Annotated in this window: 11 protein-coding genes; 2 read left to right on the top strand and 9 right to left on the bottom strand. The window is 61.2% G+C overall.

Annotated elements, in window-relative coordinates:
* Positions 1-2: 2 nt before the first annotated feature.
* The 3 genes from pstC to ACWHXT_RS06040 form a co-directional block, all read right to left on the bottom strand.
* Positions 3-1382 (bottom strand): phosphate ABC transporter permease subunit PstC, encoded by a 1380-nt coding sequence (gene pstC / locus ACWHXT_RS06050; protein WP_447928587.1) that lies wholly within the window; start codon positions 1380-1382, stop codon positions 3-5.
* Positions 1383-1483: 101 nt separating this feature from the next.
* The gene (locus ACWHXT_RS06045; RefSeq protein WP_447957614.1) at positions 1484-2500 is read right to left on the bottom strand and encodes a substrate-binding domain-containing protein; all 1017 of its coding nucleotides are present in this window, start codon (positions 2498-2500) and stop codon (positions 1484-1486) included.
* 146 nt (positions 2501-2646) lie between these two features.
* The gene (locus ACWHXT_RS06040) at positions 2647-3840 is read right to left on the bottom strand and encodes a multidrug effflux MFS transporter (RefSeq protein WP_447957613.1); all 1194 of its coding nucleotides are present in this window, start codon (positions 3838-3840) and stop codon (positions 2647-2649) included.
* Between the two features lie 169 nt (positions 3841-4009).
* Between ACWHXT_RS06040 and ACWHXT_RS06035 the strand changes: the two genes are divergently transcribed.
* Positions 4010-5653, top strand: coding sequence for a methyl-accepting chemotaxis protein (locus tag ACWHXT_RS06035; protein ID WP_447957612.1), 1644 nt, complete (start codon positions 4010-4012; stop codon positions 5651-5653).
* Positions 5654-5681: 28 nt separating this feature from the next.
* Positions 5682-6620: a transaldolase gene (gene tal / locus ACWHXT_RS06030; RefSeq protein WP_447957611.1), complete on the top strand. Its 939-nt coding sequence runs from the start codon at positions 5682-5684 to the stop codon at positions 6618-6620.
* Between the two features lie 78 nt (positions 6621-6698).
* On the opposite strand, the gene ACWHXT_RS06025 is transcribed toward tal, so the two are convergent.
* The 6 genes from ACWHXT_RS06025 to ACWHXT_RS06000 all read right to left on the bottom strand — a co-directional run bounded on the left by ACWHXT_RS06025 (position 6699) and on the right by ACWHXT_RS06000 (position 16215).
* Positions 6699-7208 carry an STAS domain-containing protein gene (locus ACWHXT_RS06025; RefSeq protein ID WP_447928583.1) on the bottom strand — a complete coding sequence of 170 codons (510 nt, stop codon included), beginning with the start codon at positions 7206-7208 and terminating at the stop codon, positions 6699-6701.
* Positions 7198-8391 carry a PP2C family protein-serine/threonine phosphatase gene (locus ACWHXT_RS06020; protein WP_447928582.1) on the bottom strand — a complete coding sequence of 398 codons (1194 nt, stop codon included), beginning with the start codon at positions 8389-8391 and terminating at the stop codon, positions 7198-7200. The genes ACWHXT_RS06025 and ACWHXT_RS06020 overlap by 11 nt, the downstream gene beginning before the upstream one ends.
* Positions 8392-8399: 8 nt before the next feature.
* On the bottom strand, positions 8400-9200 hold the full coding sequence (locus tag ACWHXT_RS06015; RefSeq protein ID WP_447895609.1) for an MlaA family lipoprotein: 801 nt from the start codon (positions 9198-9200) through the stop codon (positions 8400-8402).
* A gap of 49 nt (positions 9201-9249) precedes the next feature.
* A complete protein-coding gene (locus ACWHXT_RS06010) occupies positions 9250-10371 on the bottom strand; it encodes a beta-ketoacyl-ACP synthase III (protein WP_447957610.1) in 1122 nt (373 codons plus the stop codon).
* 47 nt (positions 10372-10418) lie between these two features.
* Entirely contained in the window at positions 10419-14420 is a 4002-nt protein-coding gene (gene hrpA / locus ACWHXT_RS06005) for an ATP-dependent RNA helicase HrpA (protein ID WP_447957609.1), read from the bottom strand.
* Between the two features lie 106 nt (positions 14421-14526).
* Positions 14527-16215, bottom strand: a complete 1689-nt coding sequence (locus tag ACWHXT_RS06000) for an AMP-binding protein (RefSeq protein WP_447957608.1) — start codon at positions 16213-16215, stop codon at positions 14527-14529.
* Positions 16216-16361: the final 146 nt, after the last annotated feature.

Here is a 16361-nt window from a genome sequence, read left to right as displayed (position 1 = left end):
ACTTACTCGTATTGCTGGCGATATTTGCGCACCACGACCAGTGCGATGACGTTCAAACCCAGTGTGATCACAAAAAGCGTCAAGCCGAGCGCGAAGGCGACCAGCGATTGCGGGCTGGCAAAATCCATATCACCGGTCAGCTGATTGACGATCGTCACGGTAATGGTCGACACCGCCTCGAACGGGTTGGCGTGCAACACCGGATTGTTACCCGCCGCCAGCACCACGATCATGGTTTCACCGATCGCTCGGCTAGCCGCCAGCAAAAACGCCCCAACGATGCCAGGGAGCGCCGCGGGCAACACCACCTGACGAATGGTTTCCGACTTGGTCGCGCCAAGGCCCAGCGCGCCATCGCGCAGCGACTTGGGCACCTGGGTGATGATGTCGTCGGAAAGCGACGAGACGAACGGGATGATCATGATGCCCATGGCGATACCCGCGGTCATGGCGCTGGTGGTGCGAATATTGATCCCTACGAAATCGCCGAGCATCGAAAGAAACGGGCCGATAACGGTCAGCGCGAAAAAGCCGTACACGATCGTCGGAATACCCGCCAAAATCTCGATGACCGGCTTGGCGATGCTTCTGAGCCAGGGCGAGGCGTACTCGGCCATATAAATCGCGGTCATCAACCCGACGGGGATCGCCACCAACAGCGCGATGGCGCTGACCATGAGCGTGCCCCAAAGAAGCGGTAACAGGCCGAACTCGCCCTGCCCGCTCGAGCCCGCGGTGCTAAAACGCGGGTTCCAGACGGTGCCAAAAAAGAAGTCCGCCGGGTGAATGAAACTGAAAAAGCGCAGCGCCTCACCCAACATCGAAAGGACGATGCCGATGGTGGTACAAATGGCGACGGCCGAGCTCGCGGCCAGGGCAATGGTAATGACGCGCTCGACCTGGTTACGGGCCCGCCAGGTCGGCGAAATGCGCCGGCGCGCAAACACCAGCCCCGCCACGGCGAGCACCGCCATCACGGCGACCAGCGCAATGTTTTCGAGGGTAGTCAGCCGCGACATATGGGCTGCTGCGGCTACTTCTTCGGGGCTTCCCCCACCGGATACACCGCGGCCTTCGGCAAGCGCGGTAATACGGCGCATCAATGTCTGCTGCTCCCTATCGCTCAAGGAAGCCACTAAATCCGTTGGCAGCTGCTGGGTCACCAGCATATCGATCAGTTGGGGTGCAAAAAACGACCACAATAGAAAAATGACCAGTGCGGGAAGACCGCACCAGAGTGCGACCAGCGTGCCGTAATACCCCGGGCGTGAGTGCAATCGCACATCGTGGCTGGACGCCACCGCGCGGCTGCGCGTCAATCCCAGGTGATATGCCAAGGCCATCAGCATGAGAAGCGTGGCGATCAAGGCAAGATTGCTCATTATGTCTTCGCCTTTTACTTTCTACGTTTAAACGCCGGCATCAACCAGGTTGATGCCGGCGCGATCTGTTACTTAATTCACCAATGTAATCAGGCGCAGGATTACTCGGCGCTTACCACGGTACGCGACTCGAACTGCTCGAGCGCTTCAGCACGCTCGTCTTCGTCCATCGGGATCAGGCCAGCGTCTTCCAGCGGGCTTCCGTAGCCAGAGGTCATGTCGTTGAGGAAGAACTCGGTGTACTCGGCCAGACCCGGGATAACGTCCAGGTGCTCGCCTTTCACGTAGAAGAACAGCGGACGTGATACCGGGTACTCGCCGGAACCGATGGTTTCGAGGCTCGGCTCGATGCCGTCCATGGTCGCGACTTGCAAGCGGTCGCGGTTCTGGTCGTAGAAGCTCAGACCGAAGACGCCCACGGCGTTCTCCTGGGCGTCGAGGCGCGCCAGGGTTTCGGTGTAGTCGCCGGCGATTTCGACGATACGCCCGTCACCGCGCAGGTTGTTACAAGCGTCTTCTTCCACTTCGGCAACGGTTTCGCAGCCGGCGTGAAGCACGCGCTCTTCGAACACTTCGCGGGTGCCGTGGTTAGAGGCCGGAATGACCAGAGTGATTTCCTGATCCGGCAGGCTATCGTCGATGTCGGACCAGTTGGTGTAGGGGTTGTCGACCAGCTCGCCGTCCTGGGAAATCTGCGCGGCGGCGGCCTTGAAGACGAACTCAGGCGTCAGCTCGAACTCGTTTTGGTCGAGGCGCGAAGCGAATACGATACCGTCGTAGCCGAATTTCACTTCAAGAATTTCGTTGACGCCGTTTTCACCACAGCTTTCGACTTCGCTTGAACGAATGGGCCGCGAGGCATTGGCGATATCGATGGTGTTTTCACCCACGCCCTGGCAGAACTGACGCAGGCCGCCGCTCGAGCCGCCGGAGCCAACGACCGGCGTTTCAAACTGGGAGTAAGTGTTGCCGAACTCTTCCGCGACGATACTGGCGAACGGCAGTACGGTCGAAGAGCCCGCAATTTGAATGGTATCGCGGGCCAGGGCGGCGGTGGATACGCCGGCGCCCAGAGCGGCTACTACGGCAACACTTAGCGTCTTCTTGGTTACATTCATCGTCGCGTTCCCCTTGGGTGTGAAATCCAGCGTAAGGCTGGAAGCAGTGGCCTTAAGGCCTTCAACACCGAGGAGTCTGCCGCGCTTTGGTTGCAGTTATATGACAGCAGCACGCGAACGGGTAATTTTTTGCGCCACCTTACCGCTCATTCGAGACCACTTTTAACCGGCTTCGGCGTCAGCAGCCGCACGCCCACGTTACCCATCAGCGCCACCGAGAGCATGGTCAACACCATGGGCCATAAATGCTCGACCTCGAAAAGCCCTACCATGATGCCGGCAAGCGCTCCGCAGCTGAACTGAATACCGCCCAAAAGCGCGGTGGCGGTAGCACTCATATGGCCGAAGTGATCCAGAAGCGATGAGATCGCATTCGGCGTAATCAGCCCGATCATACCGGTGAACATCATGATCAAGGGCACTACCACGAACAGCGAGGCCTGGCCCAAAGCGGTAGCCAGCACGAGCCCGGTGGCTGCGACGAGCTGCACGGCCAGCCCCAAACGCAGGTTCTGCTGGGGCGTGCGGTAGCGCAAAAGGTGAATATTGACCCGATTGGAGAGCGCGATCACCACCACATTCACCCCGAACACCAAAGGATAGATACCCGGCGACAGTGCGAAATACTCCAGATAAAGAAACGGCGAGGCGGTGACGAACGCAAAAAGTCCGGCAAACGAAGCGGCGACGGCGCAGATATAGCCCATGCCCTCGCGGTGGCGTAAAACGCTTGCGTAGTTGCCGAGCACCTGGCGCGGCGAGGCGGCGGGCAGCGACATGTCCCGGGTTTCAGGCAGTTTGCTGCCCAAAAGCCAAAGCAAAAACCCGGCGTAGACCGCCAGAAACACGAAGATCAGCCACCAGCCCGCTATGTGCAAAAGCAGGCTGCCCACCGCGGGGGCCACCAACGGAGCGAGCATCATGATCATCGCCATGGTCGACATCACCTTCGCCGCCTCCCGCCCGCTAAAGCAGTCGCGCACGATGGCGGCGGAGTTGACCACGCAGGCCCCACCCCCCAGGGCCTGAATAAAGCGCCAGGTCAAAAGCGAAGACAGGCTATCCGCGGTGGTGATCATAAGACTTGCCAGCATGAACACGACCAGTCCACCCAGCAGTACCGGCTTGCGCCCTACCCGGTCGGAAAGCGGTCCAAAGCAGAGCTGGCCGATGGCAAACCCCAGCAGAAAAACGCTGATGGAGAGCTCGGTGCGGTGAATACTGGCGCCGATGTCGTCGGCCAGCATACCGATAGCGGGTAGATACGCATCGATGGCAAAAGGGGCCAGCGCGGTATTGGCGGCGACCAGTAGCGCCACTCGACGGGAACTGAGTTGCATGATTATCTCTTTTGTCGAATCGATTGCGGTGTCGTTCAGGGCCTGTAAGTGGCCATTGAGCCTGGCCATGATACAACACCGCTGCCTTTTAAGAGGTGAAAGTCGAAAAACTGCAACAAATGACGCTTAACCTTGGGGCAACTCTAGCTACGTGTGACCCGAGGGCACCATGACGTTCCAATCGCTTCAACATGTTTCACTGCGCACGCTGGCCGCCGCGGCGCTTTCGCTGATGACGCTGTGCATCCTGGCCTTTGCGCTGCTCACCTGGAGCGTCATACAACAGAGTCAGCAGGATTTAACGCTACTTGAGCGCGTCAACGTACAGCAGGCCTCGTCGCTCAACCGGCTGCACATCGCAGGCCTTGAAGGCCTGCACCGCCTGGACCGGGCGCTGGAGCGCCAACTGCGCCCATCGCTTGGCGACCCATTGGAAGCGTTGGAAGCCGTGGAACGCGAACTCGACGAAATGACAAGCGCCCTGGCGGCGTTTCTTTTGGCGACTGACGGCGAGCCCGGGCGCGCCGACATCGAAGCCGGCGCCAGCGCCCTGATCACTGCCATGAGCCGCCAGCTCGACGCGGTGCGCGCCGGTGACCGGGCCGGCTACCGCCAACTAACCGCCGAGGCGCTAACACTGAGTCAGGCGTTTACCGGGCAAGCTCGGGCGTTTTACCAGCGGGCGGATCAGCAAGGCACGACCCTGCTCGCTCGCGCCCAGGCACGTGCCCACATGATCGGCCAGGGGCTGATCGCCGGCATCGCGGCGGCGGTGGCGCTATTGACCCTCATCGCCTATATCGGCCAGCGCTACTGCCTGCGCCCGATCAAATCGCTGGTGACCCACTTTCGCAGGCTGGCCCAGGGCGACCTGGCCACCGAAATAGCAAGCCCCGGGCGCAATGAGATCGGCCAGCTCTATAGCGAGCTCGACACCATGCGCTGCGCCTTTACCGATACCATCGCCAATCTGCACGAACAGAGCAGCGCGATGTTCGAAAGCGCCCAGCGCCTGGCCCTGGGCAACGAGGATCTAACCGTTCGCACCAAGGCGCAGCACGCGTTTCACCGAACCACCACGAACAACCTGGAAGAGCTCACCACGCATACCGCTTCTACCGCCGCCTACGCCACCGAAGCCGCCACGCTCACCACCACCGCCAATGATCAAACGGCCCAGGGGAGTGTGGTGATGGACGATTTTCTGGCGACCATGGAGCGTATTCATGAAAGCGCCAGGCAAGTGGACGGCATCGTCAGTACGATCGATGCCATCGCCTTTCAAACCAACATTCTCGCGCTGAATGCCTCGGTCGAGGCGGCCCGGGCCGGCACCGAGGGCAAAGGGTTCGCCGTGGTCGCCGCAGAAGTACGCACGCTAGCCACCCGCAGCGCCGACGCCGCGGCGCAGATCAAAACGCTGCTGAACGACTCCAACCGCCAGGTGCAGCACGGCCACTCGCTTTCAAGCCAGGCAAGCGACACCATGCGCGGCATCGCCGAGACCACCGAGAAGACCAACGACTTGATGGCGCATATCGCCAAGGCGGCCGAAGAGCAGCACCGCCATATCGAAACGCTGAACGCCACGCTTGCAGAGCAGACCCGGGTCAACCAGGCCAACGGCGACCAGGTAGAAAGCAGCGCCCGGGACGCCATGGCGCTCGAGAAAATCGCCGAGCAGCTTCGCGAGGCGGCCAACCGCTTCAAAATCGACGCCGCCGCACCGCCCGCCTATACCTGGCAGCACGACCCGGCGCACCGCGTATCCCGTCAGGATAATATCCACAGCCCGGAAGCCTTGCTAGAGTAGAGGTCATTCAATACAAAAAGGAGGCCTCATGAGTAATAGCTTACTGGCGCAGCTAAAAGAGATGACCAAGGTGGTGGCGGACACCGGCGATCTGGAAACGATCCGCCGCTTTCGTCCACAAGACGCCACGACCAACCCTTCGCTGATCCTGCAGGCCGCGCAGCAGGAGGACCGTCGCGCGCGGCTGGCCGCGATCGCTAAAGAAAGCGCCGATATCGACGAGGCGGTGGACCGGGTCGCGGTGGATATCGGCTGCGAGATCAGTGAACTGGTGCCGGGCTACGTCTCCACCGAGGTGAGCTCGCGACTCTCGTTTGATCGCGACGCGACCATTGCCAAGGCCCACTCGCTGATCGAGCGCTACGCACGCCAGGGGGTACCGGCGGAGCGCATTCTGATCAAGACCGCCTCGACCTGGGAAGGCATCCAGGCCGCCCGCCAGCTCGAACGCGACGGCATACGCACCAACCTGACGCTTTTGTTCGGCTTCGCCCAGGCCCAGGCCTGCGCCGACGCCGGTGCCACGCTGATCTCGCCCTTCGTGGGGCGGATTCTGGACTGGCACAAGGCGCAAACCCCGGACGGCGACTTCAGCGGCGACAACGACCCGGGCGTGGCCTCGGTCAAGCGCATCTATGAGTACTACAAGGCCCAGGGCTACGCCACCATCGTGATGGGCGCAAGCTTTCGTAACGTCGACGAAATCAAGTCGCTGGCCGGGTGCGATCGCCTGACCATTTCACCGGCGCTTTTGAACGAGCTCGATGAACAACACGGCGAGCTTACCCGCAAGCTTACGCCGCAAAGCGCCAGCAGCGAGGCCAAGCCACCGCTTAGCGAGGCGGACTTTCGCTGGGAAACGAACGTGGATGAGATGACCCACGACAAGCTTGCCGAAGGAATTCGCAAGTTCATGGCCGACCAGAAAAAACTCGAAGCGCTTTTGGCGGAGCTTCGTCAACAATGAACGCACTCGCTTAACGCTAAAAGCCCCGGCCGCTCGATGAGCGACCGGGGCTTTTTTTAAAGTCTTACTGGTACGCGCCTAGTGAACCGGCGAGTCCTGAGACTCGAGCATCTCGACCAGCGGCTGGAACTGCTCGCGGTTATGCTCGTTCATGTGCATCAGAATACGGTGCGCTTCGAGGATCCGGTCGCGCAAGCCCTCTTCGTCCGAGGGGATTTCGGGAAGCTCGGTCAGGGAGGCTTCCAGGCCTGGCTGCAGGGGCGCGTCGATCAACGTGAAAAAGCGGTTGAAGCCCATCACGTCGAGCATTTTCTGGATATCCGGGTTGTTGGCGATGATCGTCGGTAAGTGATCGAGGCGCCCTTTCACCGCCATCGCCACCTTGGCCAAAAAACCCAGCGCGCTAGAGTCGACGTTGGTCGCCTCGCGCAGGTCGATCATCACCGCCTCGAGTCCCGGTGTGTCCGCCAGGCGCTGCGCCTGAACGTCGAGCGTGGCACAGAGCGTAAGACGCACGTCGCCACAGAGCTTCAAGATAAAAACACCGGAATCGAACGCCGCTTTGATACGGCCTTCCTCAATCAGCATGACCAAATCCGCTCACCATCATGATTGTCAGGTCGTCGGGTAAAGCGTCGCGGTCCTGGCCCTGTTCATCTGCCGCCTCCCCTTCCATCAACAGGGCGTTGGTCTGAACGAGCCGGTCGCGCAACTGCTCAAGTGTGCCACTCTCACTTATTAATTGCTCAAGTTCCGTGAGCCGCGTGTCGAGCGTTTTACCCGGCAAGCATTCCAATACGCCGTCCGAACAGAGCCACAGGCGAAAGTCAGACGGGAGTTCGCAGGCGAGCGACGGATACTCGATGTCGGGGAAAAGCCCTACCGGCATCCCTTCGCCCTCAAGGCGCACCAGGCGGTTGCCGGCCACCAAAAGCGGCATCGGCAGCTGTGCGCCGAGCGAATAGTGAAGGGTCTTTGTCTCCCGGTCAATCACCCCGACGAAAAGGGTCGCGTGCTTGCCGATGTCGGTATCCTGAAGCTCACGGTTGAGTGCGGCAAGCGACCTGGCGGCCAGGTGCTCGGGGTTTTGCCCGTCCCACTCGTTGAGCCAGCGATTAAACAAGTACTTAAGCAGCACCGTCACGAACGCCGATGAGGCGCCGTGGCCGGAAACGTCGGCGAAATAGAAGGCGCTGAAGCGCTCGTTGTAGCGTTGGTAGTCGAGAAAATCACCGGATAAATAAAGTGACGGCGCGAACCAGTAGTCAAAGCGCGCTCCGTTGATGATCTTCGGGTGTACCGGCAGCAAGCGCCGTTGAATGTGTCCGCCGCTTTGCTGGTCCATGCGCAAAAGCGCCAGATGCGTTTCCAGACTCTCGTTGAGCTCCTCGAGCCTTCGACGGTCACGTTCGCGCTCGCGGGCCAGCGCCTGTAGCTCGACCGCTTTGCGGATCATGCGCCGCAGCAGTTCGCTGTGACGCAAAGGGTCCACGACGTGATCCAGCAATCCGCTATCCACCGCCTGGAAAAGCTCGGCGTCCTCCCGGGAGTCGCTGACCACCAGCGTGGGCACCCGCGCCGCCAAAAGCGCCCACTGATCCCGCGGCACCACGCCGGCCCGAGCAACCACCAGCGCGGTGTCCGCCGGTAAGCGTTCGATATCGTCCGCGGCCAGCACCGCCATATCGTGGCAGGTAATTGCACGGGTCAGCGCATCGCGCTCGGCGCCGGGCACATCGATGACCGCGATCAGATATTTGGAAGAATCCATATCAAGTCTCAATCGGCGAAATCGTCGTCACCAAAATCGGCATCGTCAAAGTCTGCATCATCGAACTCGAAACTATCCATCGCAAAGGGGTCGTCGCCCAACTCCCCGTCGTTGATCAAAAACTGGCGGCGCTGAAGGTAGGCATCACGAATGAACTGATAACGGTCGCCGCTGATCAGCGACTCCTGATCCAGCAACCCGGCGCGAGTATCGACGATATTCAGTGCCGCAAGGCTGATACGCACCGCGTCGTCCTCGACGTAGGTGTTCGGGTAAGCGGCCAGATCCGCCGGCAAGCCGGTGGAGTCACGCAGGGTGCTCGGACCCAAAAGCGGCAGCACCAGGTAGCGGGAATCTTGCCAGCCCCACACGGCCAGTGTCTGGCCGAAATCTTCCTCGTCGGCGGTAATTTCCATATGCGTGGCGTAATCGAGAAGCCCCGCGATACCCACCGTCGAATTGATCAAAAAGCGTGAGGTGGCAAGGCCGGCGTTGGCGGGCTTGCCCTGCAAGATACTGTTGAGCGCGGTGCGGATCTCGCCCAAATTCGAGAAGAAGTTACCCACGCCGGTCTGCACCGGGTCCGGCGTCACGGTGCGATACCCGGAGGCGACCGGCTTCAGCGCGTAGCGATCCAACACGTCGTTGAAGGCGAATACCCGGCGGTTGAAGCCCTCCCAGGGATCGTCCGGGTTCGCCGGCTGCGACGTGCCGGTACTCGCGCAGCCTGACATACCCAGCGTCAGCAGCATGACCGGCAACACTCCTTTAAGCGCCTTGCCTTTAGACGCGGCTAATAACCCTGGCATGATGATTCCCTCGTTTTAGGTATGTCCTTTTGATGGACGACGCCGCGCCTTACTGGCAGCGCAGCACGACGTTCCCGGCGCTGTAACCCGCTCCAAAGGAGCAGATCAGCCCGATATCGCCGGCCACCAGATCCTCGCGATGCAGATGAAACGCGATGATGGAGCCGGCAGAGCTTGTATTAGCGTAGCGATCGAGAATGATCGGCGCCTGGCTTTCGTCTGGCTCGAACCCGAGTACCTTGCGGGCGATCAGGTCGTTCATGTGCTGATTGGCCTGGTGGAGCCACATCCGTTTGACGTCGTCACCGGAGAGTTCGAGCGCTTGTAGGTGCGAGACGATGAGCTTGGCGACCATCGGGCATACTTCCCTGAACACGCGCCGCCCTTCCTGGACGAACAGTTTGTCCAGTCCCATCGGGTCGCTGTCGGTAACGCGATTCAAAAAGCCTGAGTTGTTACGAATGGCGTTGGAGAACTGGGTCACCAGGCGCGTGCCGAGTATCTCGAAGCGCTGTTCGGCCACGGCGAGTTCGCTTTGCTCGAGCACCACCGCCGTGCACGCGTCGCCAAAGATGAAGTGGCTGTCGCGGTCGGTAAAATTCAGGTGCGCCGAGCAGATTTCCGGGCTGATCACCAGCGCCCGCTTGACGCTTTGGGCGGCGATGGCGTTCGCCGCGGTTTCGATCGCAAAGGTGGCGGAACTACACGCCACGTTCATGTCGAACCCGTAGCCCGAGGTTCCCAGCGCCTGCTGCACCTCCACCGCTACCGCCGGGTAGGCGCGCTCCAGATTCGAGCAGGCAACGATGACCAGTTCAATGTCCTCGGGGGCGACCCGGGCCATTTCGAGCGCCTGACGAGCGGCAGATACTGCCATCTCGCACTGAATCGAGGGCTCGTCGTTGGCCCGCTCGGGAAGATTCGGACGCATGCGCTCGGGGTCCAGAATGCCCTCGGCGTTCAGCACGTAACGGCTTTTGATGCCCGAGGCCTTCTCGATGAACTCGCTGCTCGAGTAGGCGAGCGGTGCGCGGCTACCGGACTGAATCTCATCGGTAAAGCGTGCGTTGTGATCGTCAACGTAGGTATTGAACGCCGCCACCAGGGCTTCGTTGTCGATGGCGTGTTCCGGCGTATAAAGCCCCGTACCGGTAATCACCACGTCATTCATGTGTACTCTCCTTTAGCGGCCTTGAGCGGCACGTATGGCTAAGCGCCTCAAAGGCGCGTGATTTCTTCCCAGTGCTTTTCAAGGCGCTTGACCGAGACGGGCATTTTAGTGCCCAACTGTTGGGCAAAAAGCGACACACGAAGCTCCTGAATCCACCAGCCGAAGGCGACCAGCGCCGGGTCTTCGACCTGGCCGCGGCGCTCGCTTTCGCGCCGGGCGTCGAAGCGCGCCTCCAGCGCCTGAACGTCCTTCATCATCATCTGGTCGCGCCCGCGCTCCCGCGCGGCTTTTTCAAGACGAATCAGCGCGGCTTCGAAATAACGAGGGTACTCCGAAAGCCACTCGCCCGCATCACGGATGAAGCCAGGATAGACCAAACGCTGCATCTGTGCGCGCACATCGCTGTAAACCAGCGCCAGGGCGAAGTTCAAATTCCCCTTGAGCTGCTTGGCAAGCTCCAGATGGCCTTTTAACGCCGCCTCGACATCGCTTAAAAGCGCCTTGGCGTGATCGACCAGGGCGGTGTCTACCTGCGCTAGCCGCGCGTCGAGTTCCCCCGCCGAGCGCGGCAGCGGCGCCGTCGCGACCACCTGGGTAAATACCGCCAGCAACACATCGGCTATGAACGCCTGCTTGCTGCCCACGTTGGTAAACAGCAGCGCGCACTTTTCGAGCGCCGGTAACGCTTTGATCGCCTTGACCTGATCCGGACACTGGGTAATGGCCAGCCGTGCCACGCCCTCGCGGTGGGCGGCCTCTGCCTTCGCCGGGTGATCGAATAGCGCGACCTTGAACGCTTCACCTTCATGAGTCAATGCCGGGTAGGCTTCCACGCGAATACCGGCCTGGGTGGTGACTTTCGAGGCCGGGAGCGGCGCCTCGGGCAGCGCATCGAGCGTTGGCGCCTGGCTTGCCTCTTTGGCCAACGCCTGGGCGCCCAGGCTTGCCGCCTGCTCGAAGCGTTTTTCCAGCGCACGCACATCGCGCCCTTGGCCAAGCTGGTGACCGGCGTGGTCGACCACGCGCACGTTCATCACCAGGTGCGCCTCGAGCTGGTCCAGCCGCCAGTCGTCCGGATGGACCCGGGTACCGGTGCGCCGACGTAAAAACTCGCCCAGCGCCTCGGTCAGCGGGCGCTCGTTGGGCGTCAGCACGTGTAACGCGGCGTCGACCCAGTCCGGAATCGGCACCACCTGGCGGCGAATGCTCTTGGGCAGCGATTTCAAAAGCGCGATGCATTTTTCGCGCAAAAGCCCGGGCACCAACCACTCCAAAGCGCTGACCGGCAGCTGCGAAAGCATGGCGGCGGGCACGGTGAGCGTAACGCCGTCGTCCTCGGCCTGGGGCTCGAAGTGATAGCTCACCGGGTAGGCAACGCCGCCAAGCGTCAGGTAATCCGGATATTGGGCACGGGTGACGTCCTCGGCCTCCCGCGCCTTGAGCGTTTCGATATCGAACTTTAAAAGATCCGGGGCCTCGCGCTCGGCCTGCTTGCGCCAGTGCTCGAAGCCCTTGCCGTTGACGACATCGCCTGGAATGCGTTCGTCGTAAAAGGCGTAAAGCGTTTCTTCATCGACCAGAATATCGCGGCGGCGGGCGCGGTCCTCGAGCGCCTCGACCTCGTCGACCAGCGCCCGGTTGTGGGCGAAGAACGCGCCTTTGGTCTGAAAATCCCCCTCGACCAGCGCCCGGCGAATGAAAATATCCCGGGACTCCTTGGGGTCGATGGCGCCAAAATTGACCCGCCGGCGGGCGACGATGGGCAGGCCAAACAGCGTCACCTGCTCGAAGGCCACGACCTGGGCGCGCTTCATTTCCCAGTGGGGCTCGCTGTAGCTTCGTTTGACCAGGTGCTCGGCCTGGGGCTCGATCCAGGCCGGATCGATTTTCGCCACCGTGCGGGCGTAGAGTTTGGTGGTTTCGACCAGCTCGAACGCCATGACCCACTTGGGCGTTTTTTTCGCAAGTCCGGAGCCCGGGTGAATGAAGAACTTGCGGTTGCGCGCGCCCAGGTACTCGCGATTTTCCGTAAGGTTACCCAAATTCGATAAAAGCCCGGAGAGCAGCGCCTGGTGCAGCTTGCCGGAGGTTTTGCGCCGCGCCTGGCGGGCCTCTTCCTCGCTTTCGTCTTCATTGGCCGGCAAAGGCCCGGGCACTTCGATGTCCATATCGCGCAAGAGCTGCCTAAGCTGGCGGAAGGTGTCGTGCCACTCGCGCATGCGCAGATAATTGACGTAGTGCTCGCGACACCAGCGGCGCATTTGGCTGTTCGAAAGCGATCCGCGAGCGTTTTCGATGCCGTGCCACAAGTTCAAGAGTGCGACGAAGTCGGAATCCGGGTCGTGCCAGCGCTGATGGGCCTGGTCTGCGGCCTGGCGTTTGTCCGCCGGGCGCTCCCGGGGGTCTTGTATCGCCAGCGCCGAGACCACCACCAGCACATCGCGAAGGCTTTGTCGCTCGGCACCCTCAAGCACCATGCGCGCAAGCCGCGGGTCGATGGGCAGCCGAGCGAGCTTGCGCCCCAGTTCGCTGATCTGCTCTTTTTGATCCACCGCGCCGAGCTCGAACAAAAGCCTAAAGCCGTCCTTGACGAAGCGGCTATCCGGCGGGTCGACGAAGGGAAAGGCCTCGATGTTGCCAAGCTTCAACGACAGCATCGAGAGGATGACCGAGGCGAGATTGGTACGCTGGATTTCCGGGTCGGTGAACGCCGGGCGCGACAGAAAGTCCTCTTCGTCGTAAAGGCGAATGCACACGCCCTCGGCGATACGCCCGCAGCGACCCTTGCGCTGGTTGGCGCTTGCCTGGCTGATCGGCTCGATGGGCAGGCGCTGGATCTTCGCCCGGTAGCTATACCGGCTAATGCGTACAAGGCCCGGGTCGACCACGTAACGAATGCCGGGCACGGTCAGCGAGGTTTCCGCGACGTTGGTGGCCAGCACGATGCGCCGGCCGCGGTGCGGAGCGAACACCCGGTTCTGCTCCTCGTTGGAGAGCCGGGCGTAGAGCGGCAGAATTTCGGTGCCCTTGAAGTCCGCACGGCGCAGCGTGTCCGCGGTTTCGCGAATCTCACGCTCACCGGGCAAAAAGATCAGCACGTCTCGCGGGCCGTGCAGCCACCCCTTCTCGCGCTCTAAAGTTTCGATCTCTTCAATCGCGCCCACGATGCCTTCTTGTAGCGTGCGGTCCTCTTCGTCGTCGTCGCTTCGCACCAGGGGGCGGTAAAGCACATCCACGTCGAAGGCGCGCCCGGAGACCTCGACCACCGGGGCCGGCGTGTCGTCGGTTGCAAAGTGCGCGGCAAAGCGCTCGACGTCGATAGTCGCCGAGGTGATGATCACCTTCAAATCCGGACGCTTGGGCAGCAGGCGTTTCAAGTAGCCGAGCAGAAAATCGATATTGAGGCTGCGTTCGTGCGCCTCGTCGATGATGATGGTGTCGTAGCGCCAGAGCATCGGGTCGTGCTGGGATTCGGCCAGCAAAATACCGTCGGTCATGAGCTTGACCAGGGTGTTGGGCGCGCTTTGATCGGTAAAGCGCACCTGATAGCCCACCTGCTCGCCCAGGCTAACGTCGAGCTCCTCTGAAATCCGCGTGGCCACGCTGCGCGCGGCCAGCCGGCGCGGCTGGGTATGGCCAATCTGGCCGCGGCGCCCACGCCCAAGTTCCAGGCATATCTTGGGCAGCTGGGTCGTTTTGCCCGAGCCGGTTTCGCCGGCCACCACGACCACCTGGTGATCCCGAATGGCCTCGAGGATGTCCTCGCGGCGCTCGACCACGGGAAGCCCCGGCGGATAGCTGATGGATACCGGCGTGGCGGCGCGGCTGGCCGCCAGCCGCTTGGCCTTGTCGACCTCGCGGCTGACCTCGTCGAGGCCGCGGCCGATCGGCTTGTTGTCACGCAGACGACGCTTGAGACCGCCAAGACGCCGTGCCAGGCGGTGGCTGTCGCGAAGGGTTACCTCGTCAAGCGCTCGCTCGAGCTGCGTCACCTGTTGGGCATCGGTCAAGGAGTGCGTCTCAGTGCTCACGTTAGGCTCAGATTCCATCCAAAAAATAAAAATTCGGCCCGCCAAAAAAGCGGGCCGAACAGTATAGCGCTTTCGGTTATGGGAGGGCTAACCCGGACGGGCGCCCTGCCCTTTTGGCTTACCCTCAGGCTTTCTCCTGCTCGCCTTCGCTGGAGGTTTCCTCGTCGCGCAGCTCGCGCCGCAATACCTTGCCCACGTTGGTCTTGGGCAGCTCGTCGCGAAACTCGATGTACTTGGGCACCTTGTAAGCGGTGAGCTCTTTTTTGCACCAGGCGCGCAGCGTTTGGGCGTCCAGGTCGCTGTTTTTGGAGACCACGAAGAGTTTGATCGCCTCGCCGGCATTCTCGTCCGGCACGCCCACTACCGCGGACTCGACGATATCCGGGTGGGTCGCGACCACGTCTTCGACCTCGTTGGGATAAACGTTGAAGCCCGACACCAGGATCATGTCCTTTTTACGATCGACGATGCGGATATAGCCATCGTCCTGGAGCACGGCGATATCGCCGGAATGGAACCAGCCGCCCGCATCAATCGACTTTTGGGTTTCGTCGTCGCGCTGCCAGTAGCCTTTCATGACCTGCGGGCCCTTGATACAAAGCTCGCCGGGCTCACCAAGCGCTACGTCGTGGCCGTCGGCATCGACCACCTTGACCGAGGTGCCGGCCACGGGTTTGCCGATGGTCCCCAACTGGATGGCGTCGGTGGGGTTGAAACTCACCACCGGCGAGGTTTCGGTCAGCCCGTAGCCTTCCGCCACCGGGCAGCCGGTCACCTCTTCCCACCGCTTGGCCGCGGCTTTGGTCAGCGCCATGCCGCCGGAAATGGTCAGCTTCAGCCGGGAGAAATCGAGCGCGCGGAAGTCATCACGCTGGCAAAGCGCGTTAAATAGCGTATTGAGCCCGATAAAGCTGGTGAATTTGAGCTTTTTGAGCTCCTTGACGAAAGCGGGCAGATCCCGCGGATTGGTGATCAGCACCGAGTGGTTACCGGTTTCCATCAAAAACAGGCAGTTCACCGTAAAGGTGTAGATGTGATAGACCGGCAGCGGCGCGATCACCAGCTCCTTGCCGTTTTCCAGGTGTGTACCGATCGCCATGCGCGCCTGGAGCATATTGGCGATCAGGTTGGTGTGGGTGAGCATCGCGCCTTTGGGCTGGCCGGTGGTGCCGCCGGTGTACTGCAGCGCGGCCACGTCGTCCGCAGTGCGCTTGACCGGGGTAAACTCACGGTTGGCGCCGGCCTTCATCACCTGGCGAAACCCGATCGCGCCCGGCAGGCGGTAGGTGGGTACCATCTTCTTGACGTACTTGACCACCGCGTTGATCACCCAGCGCTTAGGCGCGCCGTGAAGATCGGCAAGCTCGGTGACCACCACGTGGGAGATATCGGTTTTCTCCAACACCTTGTCGAGCTTGTGCGCCATGTTGGCAAGAATGACGATGGCTTTGGCCCCGGCGTCCTTGAACTGGTGGGCCATTTCACGCTCGGTGTAGAGCGGGTTGGTATTGACCACCACCATCCCCGCCCGTAGCGCGCCGAACACGGCCACCGGGAACTGCAGCACGTTGGGCAGTTGAATGGCGATGCGATCGCCAGGCTCGAGATCGGTGTCGTTTTGAAGCCAGGCGGCAAATTGCTTCGAGTAAGTATCCAGCTCGGCAAAGCTCAGGGTTTGGCCCATGCAGCTAAACGCCGGGTTGTCGCTGTAGCGCTCTACCGCGGTTTCAAAAACGTCAGTGATCGAATCGTATTGATCCAACCCTTCAAGCGCTGGGCCATGCAGCATAGGAGCATCGGCGTGTTCGCTCATGGGGCAATCTCCGCTATCCGTGTCGATAAGTGGACCGACCTTATTATTTTGGCGATCGTTGAGATGAGGCTAAACGCTTACGATATACGAGGGGGGTAACGCTGTAAAACGCCTGCTTGAAACTGCTGTTTCAACGGGATACCTTC

Source organism: Vreelandella halophytica (genome assembly GCF_968193635.1).
Note: the sequence above shows the minus strand (reverse complement) of the source record. Positions and strands in the feature narration are given on the sequence as shown.

Coding starts and splice junctions, on each gene's coding strand:
- pstC (WP_447928587.1), bottom strand. CDS start 1,382: ATGAGCAATCTTGCCTTGATCGCCACGCTTCTCATGCTGATGGCCTTG.
- ACWHXT_RS06045 (WP_447957614.1), bottom strand. CDS start 2,500: ATGAATGTAACCAAGAAGACGCTAAGTGTTGCCGTAGTAGCCGCTCTG.
- ACWHXT_RS06040 (WP_447957613.1), bottom strand. CDS start 3,840: ATGCAACTCAGTTCCCGTCGAGTGGCGCTACTGGTCGCCGCCAATACC.
- ACWHXT_RS06035 (WP_447957612.1), top strand. CDS start 4,010: ATGACGTTCCAATCGCTTCAACATGTTTCACTGCGCACGCTGGCCGCC.
- tal (WP_447957611.1), top strand. CDS start 5,682: ATGAGTAATAGCTTACTGGCGCAGCTAAAAGAGATGACCAAGGTGGTG.
- ACWHXT_RS06025 (WP_447928583.1), bottom strand. CDS start 7,208: ATGCTGATTGAGGAAGGCCGTATCAAAGCGGCGTTCGATTCCGGTGTT.
- ACWHXT_RS06020 (WP_447928582.1), bottom strand. CDS start 8,391: ATGGATTCTTCCAAATATCTGATCGCGGTCATCGATGTGCCCGGCGCC.
- ACWHXT_RS06015 (WP_447895609.1), bottom strand. CDS start 9,200: ATGCCAGGGTTATTAGCCGCGTCTAAAGGCAAGGCGCTTAAAGGAGTG.
- ACWHXT_RS06010 (WP_447957610.1), bottom strand. CDS start 10,371: ATGAATGACGTGGTGATTACCGGTACGGGGCTTTATACGCCGGAACAC.
- hrpA (WP_447957609.1), bottom strand. CDS start 14,420: ATGGAATCTGAGCCTAACGTGAGCACTGAGACGCACTCCTTGACCGAT.
- ACWHXT_RS06000 (WP_447957608.1), bottom strand. CDS start 16,215: ATGAGCGAACACGCCGATGCTCCTATGCTGCATGGCCCAGCGCTTGAA.